The sequence below is a fragment of the Pantoea sp. SGAir0430 genome (assembly GCF_043549295.1).
This window is the reverse complement of record NZ_CP039428.1, coordinates 463,287-487,322: the sequence shown is the minus strand read 5'-3', so window position 1 is coordinate 487,322 and position 24,036 is coordinate 463,287. Positions and strand designations below refer to the sequence as shown.

At 52.3% G+C, this 24,036-nt stretch carries 18 protein-coding genes and 4 pseudogenes; 10 read left to right on the top strand and 12 right to left on the bottom strand.

Annotated elements, in window-relative coordinates:
- Positions 1-155: 155 nt before the first annotated feature.
- Positions 156-623 carry a GNAT family N-acetyltransferase gene (locus E7738_RS21310; RefSeq protein WP_238562246.1) on the top strand — a complete coding sequence of 156 codons (468 nt, stop codon included), beginning with the start codon at positions 156-158 and terminating at the stop codon, positions 621-623.
- Between the two features lie 260 nt (positions 624-883).
- Positions 884-1,810 (top strand): hypothetical protein, encoded by a 927-nt coding sequence (locus E7738_RS21305; RefSeq protein WP_394516404.1) that lies wholly within the window; start codon positions 884-886, stop codon positions 1,808-1,810.
- A 177-nt stretch (positions 1,811-1,987) separates the two neighbouring features.
- On the opposite strand, the gene E7738_RS21300 is transcribed toward E7738_RS21305, so the two are convergent.
- Positions 1,988-2,881 carry a hypothetical protein gene (locus tag E7738_RS21300; RefSeq protein WP_394516403.1) on the bottom strand — a complete coding sequence of 298 codons (894 nt, stop codon included), beginning with the start codon at positions 2,879-2,881 and terminating at the stop codon, positions 1,988-1,990.
- Positions 2,882-3,344: 463 nt separating this feature from the next.
- Positions 3,345-3,920 carry a MarR family winged helix-turn-helix transcriptional regulator gene (locus E7738_RS21295; RefSeq protein ID WP_394516402.1) on the bottom strand — a complete coding sequence of 192 codons (576 nt, stop codon included), beginning with the start codon at positions 3,918-3,920 and terminating at the stop codon, positions 3,345-3,347.
- On the opposite strand from E7738_RS21295, the gene E7738_RS21290 reads away from it, so the two are divergent.
- A complete protein-coding gene (locus E7738_RS21290) occupies positions 3,919-4,209 on the top strand; it encodes a DUF1330 domain-containing protein (protein ID WP_394516401.1) in 291 nt (96 codons plus the stop codon). The two genes, E7738_RS21295 and E7738_RS21290, sit on opposite strands and share 2 nt — an antisense overlap.
- A gap of 371 nt (positions 4,210-4,580) precedes the next feature.
- On the opposite strand, the gene E7738_RS21285 is transcribed toward E7738_RS21290, so the two are convergent.
- From E7738_RS21285 to E7738_RS21270, 4 genes and pseudogenes are all read right to left on the bottom strand, one after another.
- Positions 4,581-4,832 (bottom strand): transposase, encoded by a 252-nt coding sequence (locus E7738_RS21285; protein WP_394516400.1) that lies wholly within the window; start codon positions 4,830-4,832, stop codon positions 4,581-4,583.
- Between the two features lie 329 nt (positions 4,833-5,161).
- Positions 5,162-6,299 (bottom strand): annotated as a pseudogene (locus E7738_RS21280) (alkene reductase).
- A 96-nt stretch (positions 6,300-6,395) separates the two neighbouring features.
- Positions 6,396-7,163: an enoyl-CoA hydratase/isomerase family protein gene (locus E7738_RS21275; RefSeq protein WP_394516567.1), complete on the bottom strand. Its 768-nt coding sequence runs from the start codon at positions 7,161-7,163 to the stop codon at positions 6,396-6,398.
- A gap of 116 nt (positions 7,164-7,279) precedes the next feature.
- Complete coding sequence (locus tag E7738_RS21270; protein ID WP_104187149.1) at positions 7,280-8,167, bottom strand: LysR family transcriptional regulator; 888 nt, start codon at positions 8,165-8,167, stop codon at positions 7,280-7,282.
- A gap of 122 nt (positions 8,168-8,289) precedes the next feature.
- On the opposite strand from E7738_RS21270, the gene E7738_RS21265 reads away from it, so the two are divergent.
- The 3 genes and pseudogenes from E7738_RS21265 to E7738_RS21255 all read left to right on the top strand — a co-directional run bounded on the left by E7738_RS21265 (position 8,290) and on the right by E7738_RS21255 (position 9,539).
- Positions 8,290-8,922, top strand: coding sequence for a glutathione S-transferase family protein (locus E7738_RS21265; RefSeq protein ID WP_104187752.1), 633 nt, complete (start codon positions 8,290-8,292; stop codon positions 8,920-8,922).
- A gap of 65 nt (positions 8,923-8,987) precedes the next feature.
- Positions 8,988-9,125 (top strand): annotated as a pseudogene (locus E7738_RS21260) (AhpC/TSA family protein); the annotation flags it as partial.
- 153 nt (positions 9,126-9,278) lie between these two features.
- Positions 9,279-9,539 (top strand): hypothetical protein, encoded by a 261-nt coding sequence (locus E7738_RS21255; protein WP_058775123.1) that lies wholly within the window; start codon positions 9,279-9,281, stop codon positions 9,537-9,539.
- Positions 9,540-10,100: 561 nt separating this feature from the next.
- On the opposite strand, the gene E7738_RS21250 is transcribed toward E7738_RS21255, so the two are convergent.
- Both E7738_RS21250 and E7738_RS21245 read right to left on the bottom strand, forming a co-directional pair.
- A protein-coding gene (locus E7738_RS21250; protein WP_117111563.1) for an IS3 family transposase occupies positions 10,101-11,248 on the bottom strand; the annotation gives its coding sequence in 2 pieces (ribosomal slippage) (positions 10,101-11,011 and positions 11,011-11,248; 1,149 coding nt in all).
- A gap of 160 nt (positions 11,249-11,408) precedes the next feature.
- On the bottom strand, positions 11,409-12,338 hold the full coding sequence (locus E7738_RS21245; RefSeq protein WP_104187750.1) for a GlxA family transcriptional regulator: 930 nt from the start codon (positions 12,336-12,338) through the stop codon (positions 11,409-11,411).
- An 89-nt stretch (positions 12,339-12,427) separates the two neighbouring features.
- On the opposite strand from E7738_RS21245, the gene E7738_RS21240 reads away from it, so the two are divergent.
- The 4 genes and pseudogenes from E7738_RS21240 to E7738_RS21225 form a co-directional block, all read left to right on the top strand.
- A complete protein-coding gene (locus E7738_RS21240) occupies positions 12,428-13,126 on the top strand; it encodes a DJ-1/PfpI family protein (RefSeq protein ID WP_072208567.1) in 699 nt (232 codons plus the stop codon).
- A 30-nt stretch (positions 13,127-13,156) separates the two neighbouring features.
- The gene (locus E7738_RS21235; RefSeq protein ID WP_081049456.1) at positions 13,157-13,906 is read left to right on the top strand and encodes an HD domain-containing protein; all 750 of its coding nucleotides are present in this window, start codon (positions 13,157-13,159) and stop codon (positions 13,904-13,906) included.
- Positions 13,907-14,314: 408 nt separating this feature from the next.
- A pseudogene (locus tag E7738_RS21230) lies at positions 14,315-14,587 on the top strand (S24 family peptidase); the annotation flags it as partial.
- Positions 14,584-15,114, top strand: a pseudogene (locus tag E7738_RS21225) (LysR substrate-binding domain-containing protein); the annotation flags it as partial. The pseudogenes E7738_RS21230 and E7738_RS21225, both read left to right, overlap by 4 nt.
- A 268-nt stretch (positions 15,115-15,382) precedes the next feature.
- Here E7738_RS21225 and E7738_RS21220 read toward each other — a convergent pair.
- The 4 genes from E7738_RS21220 to nirB all read right to left on the bottom strand — a co-directional run bounded on the left by E7738_RS21220 (position 15,383) and on the right by nirB (position 24,030).
- Positions 15,383-15,664 carry a DnaT-like ssDNA-binding domain-containing protein gene (locus E7738_RS21220; protein WP_058775716.1) on the bottom strand — a complete coding sequence of 94 codons (282 nt, stop codon included), beginning with the start codon at positions 15,662-15,664 and terminating at the stop codon, positions 15,383-15,385.
- 847 nt (positions 15,665-16,511) lie between these two features.
- Positions 16,512-17,342, bottom strand: coding sequence for a uroporphyrinogen-III C-methyltransferase (cobA, locus tag E7738_RS21215; protein WP_104187748.1), 831 nt, complete (start codon positions 17,340-17,342; stop codon positions 16,512-16,514).
- On the bottom strand, positions 17,339-19,960 hold the full coding sequence (locus E7738_RS21210) for a nitrate reductase (RefSeq protein WP_021508709.1): 2,622 nt from the start codon (positions 19,958-19,960) through the stop codon (positions 17,339-17,341). Before E7738_RS21210 ends, cobA begins: the two co-directional genes overlap by 4 nt.
- The gene (gene nirB / locus E7738_RS21205) at positions 19,957-24,030 is read right to left on the bottom strand and encodes a nitrite reductase large subunit NirB (protein ID WP_394516399.1); all 4,074 of its coding nucleotides are present in this window, start codon (positions 24,028-24,030) and stop codon (positions 19,957-19,959) included. Before nirB ends, E7738_RS21210 begins: the two co-directional genes overlap by 4 nt.
- Between the last annotated feature and the right edge of the window lie 6 nt (positions 24,031-24,036).

Genomic DNA, 24,036 nt, shown 5'->3' with positions numbered 1-24,036 from the left:
CTTTTCCAGGAAACGGATCCCGCTGCGCAAAAGTGCTAAATGAAACGCTGGCATAAGAGTGCAGGATACATTTTTTTCCTGAGAAGTATTGATAGTCCGATTTTCCATCAGGTGGTAAGGTCAGGTTTCCCGGGAATTCTTAAACAGGATTGAGCGTGAGTATTTCAGAGAAATATGAGTGGTGTAAAGATAACTACCTGATAAGTACAGACAGAAAAAAACTGGATGTGCAGGCTATCCATCTCTATCTCACGAGGTCAACCTGGGCAAAAGGGATTGATCTGGCTCTTGTCCGTGCATCCGTTGAAAACAGCCTTAATTTCGGTGTTTATCACGATGACGCCCAGATTGGTTTCGCGCGCTTAATAACAGATTACGCTACGTTTGCTTACCTTTGTGATGTTTATATCCTGGAGGAATATCAGGGAGAAGGGTTGGGTAGATGGGTGATGCAATGCATACATGATCATCCTGTTTTTGAGCGGCTTCGCAGGATCATGTTGTTTACAACCACAGCGCCCTGGCTCTATGAAAAGTTTGGCTACGAGCCTGTTAATCGGGAAAACTATGCATGGAGTATCACACGTCCTGATATTTACACTCATGCAAAAAAGACTGGCTGACCCGCGTTCCTGTCTGTCTCCAGTCTGGCGTATACACTCCAGATCTGCAATGTCCGCTTCTGTCACTGAGCGGACGAGTTTATTGAGCTAAGGACTGCTGTGAGCGAGAATCGGACGTTGGTACTTTTGCATCCACTAAAGTATTTTTATAAACAGTCGACATTCATTCATGTTCTCGACTACCTGCGCGCCACTTTGGCGCGCAGGGCTTGGAATGTAAACTACAAAAGATAGCTAAGACGTGAAGCTAAAGGACAGACATGACAGCATATTCAAACGCTGATGCGGCAAGAGACTTACGCTCGGCCTTAGGCAAGGCACCCGTTGGCGCTGTGAATGGAGAATGGTTCTTTATAACTGAACAGGCTGGCGTCTCCTCACTAACTGGAGGCTACATGTATGCAGATGGGAGTCACATTGCAGAGGGGAACCACGCCCTTCGAACGGTCCGGGAGGTTGTCGAGAAACTTAAAGCATCACATTTACAGCCTTTTAATAAGGTCATCGTTCGCTGGACAAGATCTAAAATACCGTTAATACGCGGGCGCGTTACAGTTGATACACTGTTCGATAAGACAATCGTGCCGCGCGGTCCCCAAGACCCGATTTATGAGGCCGCCTCTATAGCAAGACGAGCCTTTTGGGAAAGGTATGGCAATGTCTCAGATGAATTGATAGCTGAACGAGATGACGCAAGCGTACACAACCAGACGAACTGGTTCGGCCCCCATCGTCGAGTGCTCAACGTTAAGTGCAAAACGACATTTACGCTGGCCACCGATGGCCTCTCGACGCCCTGGGCCGGCATTGCTGACCCGGAAAATGGTGTAGGCTGCGAACTTTTCATGGAATTAGACGATTCTGCTACTATCAGCCACCCGATGGATGGCTGGGCTTCTCTCTTGATTAGTCTGGGCGATCTCGTTGCAGGTGGGTATCAGGTTACTGACGATGTTGAAAAATATGGCGCAATCCTGTTTTGTACGCTTACAGACGAATATCACCCATTGACCCGAATCATTCTCAGCCTTGATGACCGCAGGATTGATAATTTACCTTTTGGCTCAGTTCCGCTGATCCGTGTCACGCCGATAGCAGAAGCCGAGATTGAACACCTGGACCAATCTGATGAATGGGCATCACGCGCAGCAAAACATGCACTCGCGGAACGGCAGCGAGAAACATAGGAATTACGACGACGTTATTCACGCTCCTTACGAGGCAGAGTGAGTTCAGTCACCTTCTTAACATAATGAAGTTTAAGGTCCGCTGTGAGCGAACAGCGGACCTTATGCAATCACCGTGAATGGCATTGAAACACCTAAATCACTTGAAGCTATTTACTGACATAAAAATGTGAGATGCTAAACAACATTGAGATGCTCCCCCATAATTTGTAAAAGTTCATCTTTTGGATATGAGTAAAATAACTCCGTGAAATTAGGAGTCCTAACTCGTTCAGGATATCCATCTTGAAGGAGACCATATTTTCTAAATGGCTGATCACGCATCAAATACGTAACGTTACAGTATTTACCACCATTATCATAAGTGTTAAAACTGCAAGACAATCCTGCCTCATATAACTCCCAGTTAGGTGTTTCACTATTGATGGTCATTTTACATGCTTTAAGCATGAAACGTGCAGAATCAACAAAACATAATGAATCAGGGTTGGTGGCTTTGACATTATTGTATGCTTTCTGAATCAGATCTTCATTGATAACAAATCCCAATCCATAAACCAATACTTCAGTAGCAGGATTTGTATCTTTACCCCAATACGTAGTATTGGAAAGATAACATTTAATATCTTCAACACTCATAATGTCACTTGCTTTCATAGTAAACCACGTTGAATCGTAGTAAGCTATATCCTCATCATTTTTATAGTACACTTCAACTTCGGAGAGATAATTAGGGTTGAATCCTGTCCAGCCATAGTATTTAACTATATTTTTCGCATCACCTTCACTCTTGAAGAAGAAGCTACCTCTGAGTCTTGAAACCTTATGATTATAAAATCGGTGCCTCACAGATTCTATTCTGAACTCATTGATTAACGGTATTTTTTTTGTAGGCTCATTGCAAAAAGCATTCTTTAGGCGAGAATATTGCCATTGAGTTAAAAACCATCTTCTCTCTTGTCCTTGAAGAGAAGGCAATGCCTCCAGAGAAGCTATTCTTCCAATTGCAACTTCCCAAGCGACAAGGGGGTTTTCAATGTTTAGATAGCACCAAAGTTTTAACTTTTTCATGATAGGTTCCTTGAGATTAATTCTTGTTTTAGCCTTATGATATGTTAATTCTTGGGTTTATTAACGTAATAATTTTTTGCTATGTCCGCTTCTGGCACAAAACGGACATTCAGCATGCATTTTTACAAACTACCAACATCACAATGGTCAGTATGTGAAAGCATGTAACTCTTCACTCGTCCCGTGTTATAAGCCCCATACTCCACACCTGTTTTTTGAGAATACCTGCTTAGCCCAGTGCTGACGCGGATATGAGCATGCCCGCGCTTTCTGGGCATAAACAGGGAAAGGTAGGGTATGGCACGATTTATAAGGCTGTAACCGGCTACGCCGGGCGTACGGCGCCGTCCAGCTTCACACCTGAACGCTCTGCATGCCTTAAAAATAAGGTGAAAGAACGTTCATATTGAGGAAACCTATTTTTTCAAGCTGCTCAATCAGGAGTGCTGATACGGGGAGATTGTCATTCAGCTACCGTATTTTTATTGTGGGAGTTGCGATCTGCTTCAGGGCTCTGGTCGATATTTATTGCCCTGGCTAACTCCTCCATTGCCCGTGTTGCTGACCGGAGTCGATCATCACCCATCATAATGGACAACTTATCTTTAGCTGATTTCCATACAGGCAAGGCTTCTGCCATGAGCTGGTATCCGGAATGCGTCAGATTTAGCCGCTTTCCTGCGCGGCCGCGTCCACCTTCGGAACGGACCAAACCTCTCAATTCCATGTTCTGAACATTTCGGCTCAGAGTTGTCGCATCAACACCCGCGCTGGCCGCAAGATCAACTATTGTGGCGCCCTCGAAAGCGCCAATTCCGACCAACAGGCTAAATTGCTCGGCGGTGAGACCGAGCGATTTGAAACAGACATTGTAGTAGCGCGTGACTGCGCGCGCCGTGGCACGAGCCTGAAATGCCGGACATTCAGCTGCTATTTCCCTGAAATATTTTGGATCAAAACCGCTCATGTAGTACCTCTTGAAATCCCGATCAACCAATAATAATGTATATGCATTATTTAACAACAGGAGAAGCATCATGCCAGCGTACGTGCACATCAATCTGCGTGTTATCGACCCTGACAGGCAGTCTAAACTCGCTCCCCGGTTTCAGGCAGCTCTGAAAGAAGCCGGCGGGCGAATTCTGCATTTTGGCACCGTCTCGGAGGTTCTTGAAGGCGATGAGGTGCCACTGCCAGTAGCTGGCGTATTTGAGTTTCCAACCCTTAACCAGGCGTTAGCCTTCTACAACTCTGAAAAATACGCCCCCATCAAGGCCGAACGCCGGGAAGCTCAGGAAGCACGGATGTTCATTGTCGAAACCGACTGAGATCCTTTCCCGGAATACAGACAGATTCTTTTGAGTCCATCCTGTGCCTCCTAAGGCTTTGCCAGGAAACCAAAACTATCCTGCGCAGAGCCTGTTTATTATGAAGACAAAACCTGCATCCCTGGATAGGGTGTAAAATAAGATTCATATAAATCAGTCGTTAAGTGCAACTCTTGATTCCAGATCACAAAAATTGTTGCCGTTTTCAGTACGCCATAACACCGGTGAACCCGTTTTCGCATCAGTGCACCGATGGCTACCATTTCAGGTTTGCCCCTGAGACACATTTCCTTGTAGATATTACGCATCCGTTTATTGTTAATTTTTCCGCATAGGGCAGACATGTAGAGCTTTGCTCTGAGCTGAGGCGGCTAATTTAAGATATGCGTGGCCGTCCCCGATCGTTTTTCAAGAGGCACCACGCCCGGAAAAGCCGCAGCCTGATCTGCTGATTCAACGTTATGGCTGCGCAGCACAACCAGCATGGGCATCCCCAGTTGGGGCCCGACAGATTTAATCGACGTCAGCAGCGCACAATCCCGTTTCAGGTCTGGGCTGGCCTGAATGTCCGCTTTAACCTGCCGTTCAATCTTTCTCACTTCTTCATGGAGCAGCTGCGCCATCCTTATGCATGAACCGATGACGTCTGCAGGCGTGTCAGTAGACTGATATTTTTCGAGCCGGTTTTCCCCCCGCATAGCGTCAGCCAGCAGCACATCCCAGCGATACCGACTGGAAACTTGATTTCACTCCTCTCACATAGTTTCTGAGCTGCAGAACCTGATGGCTTCATTTGTTGCCCCCCTGGTGAAAGACGTTCTGATTTCCGCAATGAGCGGAAAGCGGAGTGCTGCAGAGTCTGAAAAACTCATATTTGATTGAAGATCATTCATCTGAAATCCGGCATTCCATGGGAATACCGAATCTCAGTTAACTTTTGATGGTTGTATACTCAGACCGGGCGTTCTTTTGGTGTTAGCAGTGAATGAGCAGGAAAATCACTGTAGCCCCGCTCACCTCCGCCAAAGAAAGCGTCACGGTTGTACGCAGCGAGAGGAAAAGCGTTTCTTATACGCTCTGGCAGGTCCGGATTGGAGGTAAAGAGACGACCAAAAGCAATCAGGTCGGCCTCACCTTTTTGCAGCGTATTCCCGGCATCCTCTGGTTTAAAGCCGCCCGCCGCAATAATTTTTCCCCTGATAAAAAGCGCGCAAATCGCGGCTGGCTACCGGCTCCGCATAATAGCCCGCCTCCCTGTCTTCCGGCCCCACGATGCGGGGTTCGATAACATGCAGATAGGCCAGGTCAAACAGGTTCAGCTGCCCGACCAGATAACGGAAAGTGGCTATCGGATCGCTGTCATGCATATCACCGTATATCCCGCTGGGAGAAATGCGCACAGCAACGCGCCCCGGCCCCCAGACATCAGTCAGTACGCTAACGGACTCAAGCAGAAAGCGCGCACGGTTTTCAAGGGAGCCGCCACAACTGTCAGTGCGCTGATTGCTGCCATCCAGCAGAAACTGTTCAGGTAAGTAACCGTTGGCGGCATGGAGCTCAACGCCATCAAATCCTGCAGTTCTGGCCCGAATGGCTGCCTGCCGTAACTCCTCCATGAGCTCATGAATTTCATCCAGTTCCAGAGCGCGAGGAACAGGAAAAAGCTTGCCCTCATAGGATCCCCGTTCATTTTTCACCACGCCATAAGTATCTCTGGCGATGAGCGCTGAAGGCGCGACGGGCTGACGTCCCGCTGACAGTTCAGGCAGGGACTGACGACCCGGGTGCCACAACTGCAGTACAATCTGAGCGCCTCTGGCATGCACGGCTTCAACCAGGCGCTGCCATCCCGCCTGTTGCTCGTCAGTAAAGATTCCCGGTGCATCTTCATAGGCATTCGCATAGGGCGAAACCGCCGTGGCCTCAGCGATAAGGAGCCCTCCGAGACTCGCTCGCTGGCGGTAATATTCTTTCATCAACTTGCCGGGAACACCGCCCGGTTCGGTCCTCATGCGCGTGGTGGGCGCCATAACGACGCGATGGTTCAGATGCAGTTTTCCTGCAGTCACAGGTGAGAATAAAGGGTTCATTAAATCTACCTCACGTTGAGCCAGAGCACATGGGCCCTGGCGCAATATCAAATGAATTCAGTAATGCCAAATAATCTGAGTCAATATCCGACAGGCTTACTGCCGGGCCAGTGTGTGGGCAACCTGCGCGGCACTGATACCTTCCAGCGCCAGGCCATAACCCAGCCCCTCATCTACCAGACGCTTAAGACGCTGAGTCAGTGCAATCCGGGTGTAGTGCGAGGTCAGTGGCGGAAGTGCAGCAATCCCGTCGGCAATTTCGTGAGCGCGGGCCAGAAGCTTATCAGCGGGCACAATTTCGTTTACTACGCCCCAGTCTTTCGCCGTTTCCGCATCAAGCACCTGACGGGTCAGCAAAAAGTGGCGGCCCCGGAGCGATCCAATAACTTCTGGCCACAGAATGTGCACGCCGTCACCGGGGACGATCCCGAATTCGAAATGCGGTTTATCCTGAAAAACGGTTTCCGGGGTGGCCAGAATGGTATCGGTCAGCAGGGCATATTCACTGTGAAGCAGCACCGGGCCGTTTAGCGCGGTAATCATCGGAACTTCGATATCCAGAATGTTGTTCAGCACCTTTCTGCCTTCGCGCAGAATTTTGTCGAAACCTGCCGGGGTGAAGAAATCAAATCCTTCCGGACTGATCGCGTCCATAAAGGCATCACCCGAACCGGTCAGGATCACTGCGCGGTTTTCACGGTCTTCGCCGATGGCATGGAAGAGCTCGACGAACTGCTCGTGGGTATGGCCATTGAAAACCAGTTTTTCACCGGCAGTATGGAATTTAACCTCCAGTACGCCATTGGGTTTACGGGCCAGGCGGGCATTAGGAAAGGCATAATGATAAGTTTCAAACGTAGACATAGTGGCGATCCTTGTTGTTACCAGACCGGAGTGGCTGGACATGAAACAACACTATTCCATTCCAGTTACATTGGGATCACCTGGAAATCAGATAACAACTATTCCTGAATGGAATATCATGTTCTACTCTCCCCCATGATGGTTTCAACAAAACCAGCAAACTGCCGGGCTTTGGCACTCGCTAGTCGTCCGTTTGGGAATACGGCCCACAGGTCGATGGAAGGCAGTTGCCATGACGTCAGCACCTTCTGAACGGTTCCGTTTCTTAATTCCTCGGCAAACATCCAGTCGGAGGCAATACACAACCCCATATGGCTCAGCACGGCAGCTCGCTGTCCTTCAGCGGCGCTGACGCGGATGCGACCGCTCACGGCGGTGGACACAACGGCACCCTGCCGGGTAAATGACCAGAGGCTGGGCTGTGAGTTATAGAGAATTGCCTGATGTTCTGCGAGTTCAGCTGGCGTTTTCGGCTCCCCCCTTTCTGAGAGATATTCCGGCGTGGCAATCACTGAGCGGGGTCCTGTTGCCAGCTTTCTGGCGACGACACCTGAGTCGGGCAGATTTCCCATGCGCAGTGAGATATCAATACCTTCAGCAATCAGGTCGATCACTCTGTCATCCAGGATCACGTCCACATCCAGTTCCGGATGCTCATCAAGGAACGCCGGAAGGCGGGGAATGATATGCAGCCGTGCAAAAGTGGTTGCGGCTGAAATCCGCAGCTTTCCGGACAGGCCTTTTCCTGCTCCCCGGGCGGCCAGTTCAGCCTCTTCGGCTTCCTGCAGGGCGGCACGCGCACGCTCATAATAGCGCTGCCCGGCCTCGGTGGGCGTCAGGCCGTGGGTCGATCGGGTCAGCAAACGGGTCTGTAATCGCGACTCCAGCTGAGCAACAATTTTGGAGACCGCAGGCTGGCCCACGTTTAGCTGTCTGGCAGCTGCAGAGAAGGAGCCTGTATCCACAACACGAATGAAAGTGGCCATTGCCTGAAAGCGATCCATTTTATTCCTCTGAAGAATAGATGTTATCCGTTGAGCATATCTACCATTCCTGTCTCATGCCAGCCATTATCATTTCCAGCTTGCCGGGGCTGGCCCGGCAAAACTCTCAGCAGGAAATGATCATGATTGATATTCATGCTTTCGCCACGCCTAACAGCATCAAGGTGCCTGTCGCGCTCGAAGAACTCGGTTTTGAATATGTTTTACACCCGGTGAACGTCCGTAAAGGGGAACAGAAGTCAGCTGAATTTCTGGCCTTAAACCCCAACGGCAAAGTCCCTGTGCTTGTTGATACTGACGCCTTATCTGAGCCGCTGGTACTGACGGAGTCGGCCGCCATCCTTATCTATCTTGCTGAAAAAACGGGGAAGCTTTTACCGGCTTCAAGCCCGGCCAGGTCACGGGTATTTGAGCAGCTGTTCTTTCATGCTTCAGGACTGGGACCGGCTTTCGGTCAGGCAGGTTTTTTCCAGCGTCAGGCATCCGAACCACAGCCGCTGGCAATTCAGCGTTTCACTACTGAAGCAGACCGCACCCTTAAGGTGCTGGATACCCTTCTGGCTGACCGCCAGTTTGTTGCCGGAAAGGAATACAGCATTGCTGATATTGCGCACTTCGGCTGGCTGTGGCGTCGGGAGTTTGCCGGGGTGAGTTTTGAAAACACACCAAATGTGGCTCGCTGGTTTGATGAAATGATTAACCGGCCCGCCGTACAGCGCGCCACAGAACGCATTAACGCGCTTGTCCCCCGGTAAGTGACTGTTGTAAAGCCGCCCGGAAATTAAGAGATCACCCTAAATAACTTTTCAGAGAAAACATCATTATGCTGCAGGCAAAGCTTGACGCTTTTAAGGCGGATTTTGAAGCAGGTAAGCCCCCCTTTAATATCCCTCAACCGGTGGCGGAAATTATGCGCCGCGCGACGGATGAACTGATTCAGTCCGGCGCCGCTACGCGGTAAGCCTGAACATCCATAGGAACCTCAATTTACGGGCATGAAAAACCCGCCGGAGCGGGTCTGTTTGCGGAGCTCAACATACAAAAGGGATACTGAACTTTAACGTTTAACTGTCGATAATTGGCCTGGACCCAATTATAGGAGCCTCAGGCTATGGATAAGCTCTCCCGGTTATTCGAAAAATCCCGAGATGTTCAGTCGCTTTATGAGCGAACAACTGACACTCAACTCAACTTTATCGCGACAAAATGCAATCGAGATGAAGTGGCGGCTATCCATATCAGGCTGAAGCTATTTCGCTCTGAACTAGCAGCTTGCCCCGAATGGGACGGTGACACTCAAGACCAGATATGGGATGCGATCGAGACACATAAGCGCCTACTTCTGCAGATTGATTTGCTAAAGAAGCCATAAACAGTGCTCATTCACACTGAATAATTAAGGTTAAGTGCCGATACTGAAGGCATGCAACTCAAGGAGAACGCTTAATGGAACAACCAAACCCTCTCGCAGTCCTGTCGTCAATCATCTGGTTTTTAATGTTTATCCCATGCTTCCGCATGGCTCAGAAAGCTGGTTTCGGATGGAAGATGGCCTTATTACTCTCGTGTCCCGGTCTTCACTTTTTCATGCTTTTCGTCTTCGCTTACAAGAAGTGGCCGAACGCTCCTTATAGATAAGCACTGATCATTTGTCAGGATGGGCGGAGCATCAAAGCTAGGTTAGGATTGTTCTTAATCGAATAGTCAGATTCTACCTATAAAGAAAAAACAGCAGTAATGCTCTCATAGGTAATGAGAAAAGGTGCATGGATGGATAAAGTCTGTTTTCCCCCACTACTACCACCCGGTTTTCATGACTTGGATGACATTGGATTAAAAGATCTATGTGTAAATGCTTTCCCTACTTCAGTTAGGAGGAGTACGCTACACTGTAATTTTGTACAGCTAATAGGACTGAATCGCCACGGATAATCTAGACACTTTCGAGCCGTTGATAATATTTGTTTTCGTATTCAGTTGGTGGCATCTGATCGCTCGAGCCATGCCGACGCTTACTGTTATAAAACATTTCGATGTAATCAAAAATATCACTGCGGGCTTCTTCCCGTGTTCCGTAGATCTTTTTCTTAATCCGTTCGCGTTTCAGTAGCTGGAAAAAGCTTTCCGCAACCGCGTTGTCGTGACAGTTACCGCGACGACTCATGCTGCCTTCCAGACCGTGTGATTTCAGGAACGATTGCCACTCATGGCTCGTGTATTGACTGCCCTGATCAGAATGAACCAGTACCTGTTTTTGAGGATTACGCCTCCACACCGCCATTAATAATGCGTTCAGGACAATCTCTTTTGTCATGCGGGGTTGCATTGACCAGCCGACAACTTTCCGGGAGAACAGGTCAACCACCACGGCCAGATACAGCCAGCCTTCGTGAGTTCGGATGTAGGTTATGTCCGTCACCCAACGCTCATCTGGTGAGTCCGGATTGAACTGCCGCTGGAGCCTGTTCGGTACCACGATGCTGGCTTCGCCTTTACGTGCCCGTGGGCTACGGTACCCAACCTGAGCTTTTATACCGGCACGCTTCATCAGCCGCCAGACCCGGTTCACTCCGCACTGCTGCCCGCTATCCCGCAGGTCCAGATGGATCTTGCGATAACCATAGACGCAGCCAGACGCAAGCCAGAACTGTTTGATCTGCCCGGTCAGCATCTGGTCTGCCTGGTGACGCTGTGAATGTGGCTGCTGAAGCCAGACATAAAATCCACTCGGATGGACGTCCAGAACCCGACAGAGCAAACGAACAGGCCAGCAACGGCGGTTGTCGCGGATAAAGGCGTACCTCAGTCGGACAGTTTTGCGAAGTACGCCGCGGCTTTTTTTAGTATGTCTCTCTCGTCGGTAACCCGCTTCAGCTCTTTCTGGAGTCGGCGGATCTCGGCCTGAGCATCTGACTGTTCTTTATTAGTGGATGAGTCCGGGCCGTACTTCTTTATCCAGGCGTAAAGACTGTGGGTGGTGATATCGAGACGTGTTGCAACGCTGGAAACAGAATGACCGCGATCAACAACCTGTTTGACTGCTTCGATTTTAAACTCTTCGGGATAACGCTTACCGCTCATGGGCACCTCTCTTTAAGCCATCTTAAATGACTCCGAGGTGTCTGTTAAAGCCGTGGCGATTCAATTCTGCGCTATGAGGCGCGTTTAAATAACCAAACCGCCGCTTGGGAAAAAACATTTACTCTTGAATATTCTTACAATTACAATGCGGGCTGTCATTTCAATTCCTGAAGGCTTGAGGGAGTTTTTTATAATGCCGTTGAAAAGCCCTTCTCATTCTGGCTGAGTTACCGAACCCGCAGCATCTGGAAACTTTTTCTACGGAAAGCCCTGATGTTTCCAGAAGAGACTTTGCTGAATCCAGACGAATTTTTTCAACCGCTTTGGCAATGGTTTCACCTGTTTCTTTAGTAAAAAGCCTGGTGAGTTGCCTTGAGCTAAGGCAAGCAACCTCAGCTAAACTTTCAACTCGCAAGTCATGATCTAAATGCGTATGAATATAATTCAAAACAGCTTTAATTTTTGATGACTGAGGTTCTAAAAATAAAACAGGTGAAAATTGCGATTGTCCCCCTGTGCGGCGCTGCGCGACAACAAGTTCCTGAGCAACTTTTAATGAGACTGCAGTGCCAAGATTATCCTCAATTATCGCAAGCGCGAGATCGATACCGCTGGATATTCCTGCTGATGTCCAAACGCCACCATCTTTCACGAACAGAGCATCAGTGGATAGTACTACATCAGGGTATAAATCACTAAAAATATGCCTATATTTCCAGTGAGTAGTAGCGGTTTTCCCATCCAGAAGACCCAACTCAGCGAGGACAAAAGCTCCTGTGCAGATACTGCCAAAACTTTTACTGGATAGGCAGGCTTTCTTCAGCGCTCTACCTTCCTGGCTATCTCTTGAGATATTCCGGCCTCCCTGACCTCCTACAACCAACAGTAAATCGAAGGATTGCTCCGGGTAGAGTTTTTGAGATTCAATTGAGAATCCAGCTGTACACGTAACAGCACCACCCCTCATGGATAAAACATGTTGTTTATAAACAATATGATGCCCCGTGAAGCTCACGAACTGAAAAGCAGCCAATGGCCCACTAAGATCTAAAAGTTGAAAATCATCAAAGATGTAAAAACCTATGTTCATAATGTCCTTTTTTGAATGATTAATGTCATTTTGGCCACCACTATAGATGGTAGGCTCATTTCAGGCCATTACAATCTTAGGGATTCATCATGTCTAATTTCTTCAAAGTATTGATTCCAATCTATAACGGCGTAACGCAGCTTGATTTCACTGGTCCTTACCAGTTCTTTTCCCGTACACCTCAGTTCGAAACAATTCTCGCATCAGTAGACGGTGAAAATGTTTATGCTGACGGCATGCATTTCACAGGGCTCAGGGATCTCATGTATGAGAAAGAATGTGACATACTGTGTGTTCCAGGTGGAAGTGGATGTACGGATGCTATTGAGAACGATAGATATATGGAATCAATAGTAAAACTGGCTCATACAGCATCTTATATAACCTCTGTTTGTTCTGGTTCATTAATACTCGGCGCTGCCGGTTTACTCTCAGGAAAGAGAGCAGCCTGCCATTGGGCATGGCGTGATCAGCTCAGCTTGTTTGGCGCGATACCGGACGAAGGCCGAGTGGTAAAAGATGGAGATGTCATAACGGGTGGAGGCGTTACCGCAGGTATTGATTTTGCTCTGGTATTGATTGGAGAGCTTTGCGGTGAAGATGCAGCCATGCAAGTTCAGCTGGGGCTGGAATATGCACCACATCCCCCCTATGAAGCTGGACGTCCTGAGACAGCCCCAGCCTGGATTGCTGCCAAACTAAAAGAAGCATCAGCCACAAGAGTAAGCGAGCGTTTGCATATTTTAGAAAATGCTGCCAGAAAAATTAGCAAAACAATGCATTCCTGACTCTTTAATTAGTGGATATGAAGATCTTTTATGAATCGTAGAGAATTTATTTCATCATGTTGTTGTGTGCTGTGTGCATCTGCGCCAATGTTCAAAGCAATGGGTAAGACTACCCAAGCCATACCTCTTTCCAGATTTAACGGCGAATTGCCAGCAACATTGGCAGGGGTTACTATACCCCATACACGCTTCACTGATGGGGCTACTGAGCTTGTTGCTTCATGCTCATCAGCTCCCCTTTTCAATCATGTTGTAAGAACATATTTATTCGCAGCTTCTATTGGAAAAAAACTTGGTAAAGCTTTTGATGAAGAAATGCTTTATTTAGGTTGTATAATGCACGACCTGGGGCTTACCGAAAAGTTCATCAAAGATGCCAGATTCGAACTGGATGGAGCTGATGCGGCACGGCAGTACTTAGTCGATAACAAATTCCCTGAGGAAAAAGCAGAAGTTATCTGGGATGCAATCGCTTTACATGCAACAATGGAATTGCCGGAACGAAAAAGGCCAGAGATTGCGCTTGTCCATTTAGGTGCTTTTATGGATGGGGGGATGAATGCAAATATTTTCCCCTTGTCATTCTTTGAAGAAGTATTTGAGGAATTTCCGCAAAATGGAAACAAAACGCACTTTATCGAACTCGTTGCTAATGTTTTGAGAAAAAAACCTCATACTGCCTATCTTTCCTTTGAAAAAGATATTGGAGTAAAAATGGTAGAAGGCTTCCCAACAGTTAACTATTGCGATATTAAACCAAACTATCCTTTTAATAGATAACAAACCTTTTATTGCCTGTTATAACACAGCGTTTACGCAAGGAGCAGCGGTCGTGTCGAAAGAGCGTCATTCACCTACGCCGGAATGAACCGATAACGCAGATTACGCTTAATTCTGGATTTTAACAAAACCTGCCCGGCCACAAAGAGCCGGGCTCTAAAGATACAGCCCGGCTCTCCATGTCTCCCGGCCCTGAGCTGAGCATAGTGGCGCCGTTCTGTATCTGCCATGCTGACCTTAATAAAAAATCTCCCGGCGAGTCAGTCAGATGGCTTCGCTTCTGCACCAACCGTTTCAATCCCTCTTGCCAGATAATTCCGCCCCAACAATACTGTATGCATGAACAGTAAAATAACAGGAGGAATTTTATGCGCGATTTACTCAGCTCTTTCGCAGTCACACTGCAGCATGGCAAGGGCATCAGATCATGAACCCAGTAGCTGTACCGCCGGCCTGACGCTCCTCTGGCCACCCATTTTTACGCCCCTGGTCCGGGTGCCGCTTTATGCCGATCCGTGCGCCGCCGGCTTTCCCGCCCCTGCGCAGGATTACGTCGAGAAAGAACTTGATCTGAACGAACTGTGCATCCGCCGGCGTGCATCAACCTTCTTCGTGCGCGCCAGCGGCAACAGCATGCGGGACCTGGGCCTCTGCGACGGCGACGTCATGGTGGTTGACCGGATATTTACCTGATGATAGGCGTGAGTGACCGGCAGGTCGATCTCGTACAGGAGGGAGTCGACTGCGTAATCAGAACAGGTGAGCTACTAAACTCCACGCTTGTTGCCCGTCCACAGGGGAAGTTCCGCTGGATAACCTGCGCCTCTCCGGACTATCTCAGGGAGTACGGGATCCCCCGTTCTCCTGGAGATTTATCAAATCATCGGGCTATACACTACTTTTCCGGGCAGGCCCAGCGTACCAGCGAGTTACGTTTTGTCCAGGGGACGGAAGCGCTTTCTGTATCGGTCAGCGGTCAGGCAGCCGTTAACGAGACGGGACTCTATATAAAAATGTGTCTGGAAGGTTTCTGGCTTGCCCAGCTTGCTGAGAGCGTTGTATCAGAGCACCTTCAGAAGGGAGCGCTGGTTGAAGTGCTGGCCGACTGGCAGCCGTCATCAGTCCCGGTCAACTTACTTTACCCACATCAGAAATTCCTTTCCCCTGCCGTAAGCGCATTTGCAGACTGGATAAATGAAATTATGTGACACCTCAGTAGACAATGTATCGACTCTCAAATGCTTTTGAAATTTAAATAGATTATCCATTGCACTTACGCCAAAGTATGTCGCAGCGCATAATGACCACCCCGGAAGAGCTACGCCCCGCGCTGAGCAGTATTCCATTGACGAAATGTCCCTGGACCTGACCGGCATTGATGGCAGCGAGGACGGTGAGCATTTCTGCCGGCGCCTGCACTGGCCAGACTGACACCCAAAAGTTTCCAAAATCAGCAGATGAATCTGTAAAGCTCCCCTACCCTCCCCTGAACCCTTCAGGTATTTCATAATCCATCCCAGATACCAGCATGCAGTCTCGTCTTTCTCTGGAGCGCTTAGAGGAAAGGTGTTTGCGCCCCTTTTCAATATAGCGTGCCAGTTTCAATTCCCACTGACTCTGGTAGTACGCCACGCTTTCTGCTTTCCAGTAATTCACGAAATCAGCCAGCTGCAGCCTGTCAGGTGCAGCTGAAATCTTAATATCTATACGATTGGCGGTGTCACTAAACGTTGCTGAAGGCTGCCACCCGTCAAACATAACAAATTTATTTTCAGGTAATTCTGGGGTAGTAGCAGAGCGGAGACCCGGTCCGGTACGCCCGGAAAATCTGACGCAGGCATTTACGCGCGCGAACCCGCTGCGGTCTGGATGAGGCGGACAACCCGCCCACTTTCCATGAGATCCGCAGTTTATCGGGAAGGTTATATGAAGCGCATTAGGATGAGGTGTTTACACAGCGGTTAATCTCTCCATGACACCGAAGTATCCTGACCCCCGTGGCGATGAGTACGTACTGGTATGAGGCATAGGCAATTACGGACAAATTCCGCAAATTTACGCACAGCTGAAAATCTGACCTTGCAAATCATGCCGTTGTGGATATGCTATATACATAGCATATTTGTTAAAAAACGCACATTTAATCTAGTAAATTCAAAGAGATATGCGCTAACCACCAGCTTATGAATGGTAGCAATACTAATTAAAGCATCTCTTTATAATCAGACAGTTAGAATTTTTTCGGCCTCTATTCGGACAGATTTCGGCCAGCCTATACCAGCCAGAATAAAGTTTACCTGGACTGAGAAGAAAAAAGTATGGCGCGACTGGCAGTGGTCAATGTCAGGTTGTGATGAAGCGTTCTGGATACCATGCAAACGTATCTCAGTGTCCGACAGATTGCCGATTGTGTAATGCAGCGATAGCGTTTATTCAGGGTAAAATCTTAAGAAAAATGTCTGAGTGAGGTAACTGTCAGGCATCAGTTTCATGTGAAAGGCGCTTAAGGTAGGGGCTCTCACTAACATATTCGCCGATAATGCTTTTGCGACCGTCTCATCCCCCAGCCGTAAAAACCGTGTCCCTTCCTTCGGCACGTTAAGCATCACTGCACTGCACTATCACTTAACGCCAACTCCTCCCCATGCGCTGCGACTCGATCAGCCCGGTAATAGCGCACCACATCGCCCACAATCAGTAACGACGGCGACACCGGTTTTTGCTGCTCAACAGTTTCAGGCAACCCGGCCAGCGTGGTGATCAGCACCCGCTGGTTCTGACGCGTACCGTTCTCAATGATCGCCACCGGCGTTGCCTCACTGCGGCCATATTCCCGTAACCGGGCGCTAATCACGCTGCTCCAGCTTAACCCCATGTAAAACACCAGCGTCTGATTGGTTGCGGTCAGCGCCGCCGCATCCAACTGCGGCTCGCCGCTGCGCCCGTGTCCGGTGATAAAGCGCAATGACTGGGCACAGTCACGGTGCGTCAGTGGAATGCCGCTGGCAGCCGCACAGCCCACGGCGGCGGTAATGCCGGGCACCACTTCGCAGACAATATTCGCCTGTTGCAGACTGACCATCTCTTCACCGCCACGGCCAAAGATAAAGGGATCGCCGCCTTTTAAACGTACGACATTGCGCCCGCTGGCAGCCAGGTCCACCAGCAGTTGATTAATCTGTGCCTGCTTCAGGCCGTGATGGCCCGGCTGTTTACCTACGTCGATACAGAGTGCGCTGCTGGCGACTTCCGCCATCACCGCTTCGCTGACCAGGCGATCATAGACCACGACATCCGCACGTTGCAGCAGGCGCAGCGCCTTGACTGTCAGTAGTTCCACATCCCCCGGTCCGGCCCCTACCAGCCAGACTTTGCCAGGGCTGGACGCGTTGTCCGGCGCCAGCAGTTTATCTAAAGGATTGATCGCAATCATCATTCTTCCTCCGGTACAGCAACGGAAAGCAAAAGGTGTTTTAGCTCCGGCAGGCAGGAGCCGCAGTTGGTACCACAGTTGAGTGCGTTACCCAGTGCCTGAGTGCTGTGACAGCCCTGTTTAATCGCCTGTAAGATGGTGTTTTCCCCAACGCCAAAGCAGCTACAGATCGTCCGGCCAGCCACGGCACGTTGTGCCGATTGTCCCGCCAGCAGAGCATGCCGGTCCGCCGCATTCACAGGTGCCTGGCGAAAAGCCTGCGCAACCCAGTCATGATTGATCTCGGGTAAAGACGCGCCTGCATAAAAGACCAGGTGCAGCTCACCGTTACGCCAGGCCAGCAGGCGGTAATGCGGTTCCGCCGCATGAGCGGTTTGCAGTTGCAGCCCGGCCAGCGGGATCGTTGCCATGAGCCACTGTTCTGGTGAACCGTCTCCAGCCACGCTAAAGCGTTGCACGCCCTCATAGGGTGTTCGCGCCCAGTAGCGCAGCGCATCAGGCGGGCTTGCGTCGCGCTGCCAGAGCCAGCCCTGCCAGCTGGCGTTGAGCGGGTGGATACGCACAGCGGTTTGTTTAAATGCAGGCTGTGCCGAGACTGGACAGCGGGTTGAAGCCACCAGTCCGCCAACCGTGCCCTGCAGGCTGAACTGTCGGTTCCAGTGCATAGGGACAAAGATCTCACCGCGCCGCAGACCGCTGTCCAGCGTCACACGCACCGTCACCCAGCCCGCGTCGGACTGCACCCGTGCCAGTGCGCCCGCGCACAGGCCATAGCGTTGTGCGTCCTGCGGATGCAGGGCTGCAAATGGCTCATCACAATGCTGCATGAGCCGGGGAACCAGGCCGGTACGCGTCATGGTGTGCCACTGATCGCGGATCCGTCCGCTGTTCATTAATAACGGGTAAGCCGTTTCGCACACCACTGGCTGCGGCGTGGCCGGTGGCAACAGGCGGGCTTTACCATCAGGATGGTAAAAGTGCCGGTCGCTAAACAGCCGGGCGCAGCCCTCGGGATAACGAGCGTTGATTGGCCACTGTACCGGCTTCATCGCATCCCACTGTGCGTCGCTCATACCGGCCAGACCGCTGATATCAAAGGCGCGCTGGCCGTTGTTCTCAAACCCCGACAACGCCGCATGCTCGCGGAAGATGGCTGCCGGATGCGTCCAGGTAAAGCCTTCATGAAAGCCCAGACGCTGGGCGACCTGCGCGAGTAACCACCAGTCCGGTTTAGCTTCTCCGGCCGGAGGCATAAACGCGCGCTGACGGGAAATCCGGCGTTCAGAATTGGTCACGGTGCCGTTCTTTTCCCCCCAGCCCTGCGCGGGTAGCAAAATATGCGCAAAGGCGGTGGTATCCGTTTGCGCCAGCACGTCTGACACAATTACCAGCGGACAGGCAGCCAGCGCCCGGGCAATGCGATTGCCTTCTGGCATCGAAACCGCCGGATTGGTGCCCATAATCCACACAGCTTTGATTGCTCCACGGTCAATGGCGTCAAACAGATCAACCGCCGTCAGGCCGGGCTCACGCGCCATACGCGGACTGCGCCAGAAACGCTGTAAACGGTCGCAATCTTCTGCGGTGAAACTCATATGCGCCGCCAGTTGGTTGGCCAGCCCCCCTACTTCCCGCCCGCCCATCGCATTCGGCTGTCCGGTCAGCGAAAACGGGCCGCAGCCGGGTCGGCCAATCTTGCCGCTCAGCAGGTGCGCATTGAGAATAGCATTGTTGTTGTCACTGCCGCTTTGTGACTGGTTAATGCCCATGCACCATAAGGTCAGTACGCGCTCATGCCGGGTAAACAACCCGTAGAACGCGGCGATCACTTCATGGCTGATATCACAATGGGCTGCCACCGCCGCACCATCCCACTGCCGCGCGGCCCGTAAGGTTGTGTCTACACCGTCCAGATGCGGCAGCATCGTGACGTCAATGCCGTCATGCTGTTCCAGCCAGTGCAGCAGGCCCGAGAACAGGGCCGGATCGCTGCCCGGCCGGAGCGGTAAATGCAGATCGGCGAATTCACAACTGGCCGTGCGGCGCGGATCGATAACCACAACCTGCATCTCAGGGCGCTGCACTTTTGCCTGTTTCAGGCGCTGAAACAGCACCGGATGGGCCCAGGCGGCGTTCGAGCCGACAAGAATGACTACCTCGGCCTCATCCAGATCCTCGTAACAGCACGGTACGGCATCCGCCCCAAATGCCCGTTTATAGCCTGTCACCGCGGAGGCCATACACAGGCGTGAATTGGTATCGATGTTGGCGACGCCGAGAAAGCCTTTCATCAGCTTGTTCGCCACATAGTAATCTTCCGTGAGCAACTGGCCGGAACCGTAGAAAGCCACCGCCTCCGGGCCATGCGCATCGATAATCCTGCGCAAACCATCAGCCGCGGCATCCAGTGCCGTCTCCATGCTGACCCGCTGGTGATGAAGCTGAGGATGCAGCAACCGTCCGGCCTGTGTCAGGGTTTCGCCCAGTGCCGCGCCCTTTACGCATAGCCGCCCGGCATTCGCCGGATGACGGGTATCGCCACTGACCTGAGGCGACGCGCTCTGCGGCTGCGTGACCTCGACGCCGCAGCCCACCCCGCAATAAGCGCAGGTAGTTTTCATGATGCCTGCGCCATCAGGTTAAGCGGACGGTTTGCGACCCAGACCTGGCCGTCCTCCAGTTTAACCGGCCAGCAACGCAGCTGATGCTGGGGATTATCAAGGCTCTGTCCGTCACGCAGGCGTACACGCTGTTTGTAAAGCGGCGAGATCACCACCGGCTCCCCCGCAACATCACCAAGGATACCGCGTGACAGTACGCTGGCTTCGCTGCCCGGCTCACGATCCTCCAGCGCATAACAGTCATCACCCATGCGGAATAAGGCAATACGGACGCTGCCAAGACGGGCTCCGATGCCGGCCTCTGGCGGAATGGCCTCCAGTGGGCAGATTTCGCTCCAGGGTTCGGCGGGCAGATGCATCAGGGGAATACCACTGGCCTTGTGTGGCTGGCGCTGTCCGCGCACGCGTGCATAGTGCAGCGTTTCATCCGGCTGATCGCTGTTCACTGTGGCGGTAAACAGCGCACGTCGCGAGGGATCGGCCAGCGTGGTCTGCCATTCGCATTGCCAGGTGTCCACCACCTGTTGCATTTCCTGTTCCAGCGTGGCGGCGATCCCCAGGCTGTCATGAATCACCACCTCACGCAGGTAGTCCAGCCCGCCCTCCATGTTATCCATCCAGACGCTGGTACGCTGCAGGCGATCCGCCGTGCGCACGTAGAACATCAGAATCCGGTCGACGTACTGGATTAGCGTGTCATCGTCCAGATCGCTGGCAAACAGTTCCGCATGGCGCGGCTTCATGCCGCCATTGCCGCAGACGTACAGGTTCCAGCCGTTTTCCGTGGCGATGACCCCGATATCTTTACTTTGTGCTTCCGCACATTCGCGGGTGCAGCCGGACACCGCCATCTTGATCTTATGCGGTGCGCGCAGACCCTTATACCGGTTCTCCAGCGCGATGGCGAAGGCGGTAGAATCCTGCACGCCATAACGGCACCAGGTCGAGCCGACGCAGGATTTCACCGTACGCAGGGATTTTCCGTAGGCATGACCGGTTTCAAAACCGGCTTCCAGCAGGGTTTCCCAGATAGCAGGCAGCTGGTCCAGCCGCGCACCAAACAGATCGATACGCTGGCCGCCGGTAATTTTGGTATAGAGATCGTAACGCACGGCCACTTCGCCGATGGCAATCAGGCCCTGTGGCGTGATCTCGCCCCCCGGCACGCGCGGTACGACCGAATAGGTGCCATCTTTCTGGATATTGGCAAAGTAACGGTCATTCGTGTCCTGTAACGGTAAATGTGCCGTTTTCAGCAGGTAATCGTTCCAGCACGAGGCCAGTAGCGACCCCACCAGCGGTTTGCATACCTCGCAACCACAACCCCGTCCGTGGCTGGCCAGCAGATCGTCAAAGGTTTTGATGCCATTAATACGGATCAGGTGATACAGCTCCTGACGGGAATAGGCGAAGTGCTCACAGATGTCTTTTTTAACAGCGACGCCCAGGTTTTCCAGCTGAAGCTCCATCACCTGTTTTACCAGCGCGGCGCAGCCGCCACAGCCTGTTGCGGCTTTAGTGCAGCTTTTTATACTGGCCATATCGCCACAGCCACTCTGCACCGCATGGCAGATATCGCCTTTACTGACGTTATGGCAGGAACACACCTGGGCACTGTCCGGCAGCGCAGCGACGCCCAACCCTTTGGCCGGCGCGCCATTCAACGCAGGCAAAATCAGCGCTTCCGCTGCCGTCGGCAGCGGCATGGCGTTTAACATCATTTGCAGGAGCGTGGCATAGTCGCTGCTGTCTCCCACCAGCACGCCGCCCAGCAGTCGTGCATTGTCGCCGCTAACCACGATCTTCTTGTAAATGCCTTTTGGCCCGTTGGCCCAGTGGTAGCTCAGGCTGCCCGGCGTTTTGCCGTGCGCATCGCCAAAGGAGGCGACTTCTACGCCCAGCAGCTTCAGTTTAGTGCTCATGTCGGCACCGGTGAACTGCGCCGGTTCGGCCGCCAGATGCCCGGCCAGCACACGCGCCATCTGGTAGCCAGGCGCTACCAGGCCAAAAATCTGCCCGTTCCACAACGCGCATTCGCCGATAGCATAAATGTCGCTGTCACTCGTCTGGCATTGATCATTGATGGTAATGCCGCCGCGCGGCCCCACGCTGATGTCGGCGCTCCGGGCCAGCTCATCACGCGGGCGGATACCGGCAGAGAACAGCACCAGATCGGTGGTCAGCTCGCCGCCATCGGCAAAGTGCAGCACCAGACTGCCGTCAGGCTGGGTGGCAATCTGTTCGGTCTGCTTCGAGGTATGCACCGTCACGCCCAGCGAGTCGATCTTTTGCCGCAGCATCAGCGCCCCGCCGTCGTCCAGCTGCACGGCCATCAGGCGCGGCGCAAACTCAACCACGTACGTCTCCAGCCCCAGCTGCTTCAGCGCATTGGCGGCTTCCAGCCCCAGCAGCCCGCCGCCGATCACCACGCCGCGCTGACTCTGGCGGGCACAAGCTGCGATGGCATCCAGATCGTCCAGCGTGCGGTAGACAAAGCAGCGCCCGGCGTCATGGCCGGGTACCGGTGGTACAAAGGCGCGGGAGCCGGTGGCCAACACCAGCTTATCCCAGGCCAGCTCACGTCCCGCGCTGTCACGCAGGCTGCGCTGCTGGCGATCGATCGCCTCTACCCGGCAATCGCTGCGCAGTTCAATTGCGTTCCGGGCAAAAAAATCCTCGCTCACCAGCGACAACTCTGTTGCCGTTTTACCGGTGAAATACTCAGAAAGGTGAACCCGATCGTAAGCCTGATAGCGCTCTTCGCCGTAGACCACAATGTGATAATGCTGATGCAGGTTACGGGCGACCAGCTGCTCCAGAAAATGGTGGCTGACCATGCCGTGACCCACCACGGCTAATACAGGTTTCGTTTGGCTCATCACAGGGTTTCCTGCAGCCAGCGGCTGCGTTTCAGGTTCATCAAGGCCGAACAGCGTATTCACAGAAACCGGTCCGGCATTATGGAGTTGGTTCAGCAGCGCGCCACTTTGCTGGCAGTCGCCATACAGCAGCACGCCGTTCAGTCGGCCGTCTTTGAGGAACAGGCGGCGATAGTGCCCGGCGATCGGGTCAAAACTGGTGACAGACGGGGCTTCGCGAACGTCACCAGCGCTAAACAGGGAAATGCCGCTGACTTTGAGACGGGTGCCCGTGGCCGCACTGTAGAAACCTCCCTGAGGCCGATCGGCCAGTTGCGCCGCCAGAATCTTTGCCTGGGCCAGACAGGGCGCGACCAGACCGAAGGTCTCGCCGCTGATTTCACAACATTCGCCTACGGCATAAATTCCGGCGTGCGCAGTGCGCAACTGGCGATCCACCAGAATGCCGCGCTGACAGGGAATACCGGCGGCCTGCGCCAGGGCGATCGCCGGCTGGACACCAATGGCCATCACCACCTGCTGCGCCGCCAGCACACGGCCATCGTGGAGGATCACGCTATCCGTGCGGATCGCCGCAAGGCTGGCATTCAGTTCACAGCGAATGCCGCGCGCCCGGAGCTGAGCCAGCAGTAATTCCCCTGCCCTGATATCCAGCTGTCTGTCCAGCAAACGTGACTGACGATGAATCAGCGTGACCTGACGTCCCTGCGCCTGAAGTCCGGCGGCGGCTTCAATACCCAGATAGCCCCCACCGACCACCACTACCGGACCGTGCCCGGCCAGCAAAGTGTTCACATCCTGCAGCGTGCGAAACGTGCTGACATGCGGCAGGTCGCTGCCTGGAACAGACGGCCTGCAGGGCTGCGATCCGGTCGCCAGTACCAGGCGGTCCCAGTGCAGCAGGCGCTGGTCGGTGCGTAAGGTCCGCTCAGCAATATTCACCTGTTCCACCGTCTCTCCCACCCGCAATGTTATGCCGTGACGGTGATACCAGTCAGGGTCGTGGATCAGCGTTTGCTCAACGGTGGTTTCTCCGGCCAGCAGCGGCGACAACAGCACACGGTTATAGTTGCCGTGCGGCTCACGGCCAATCACAGTGATGTCGTAACGCATCGGCGCCAGCTGCAACAGAGTTTCTACCATGTGCATGCCCGCCATCCCGTTACCCGCAACCAGCAGCCGTTGTCTCATGGTGTC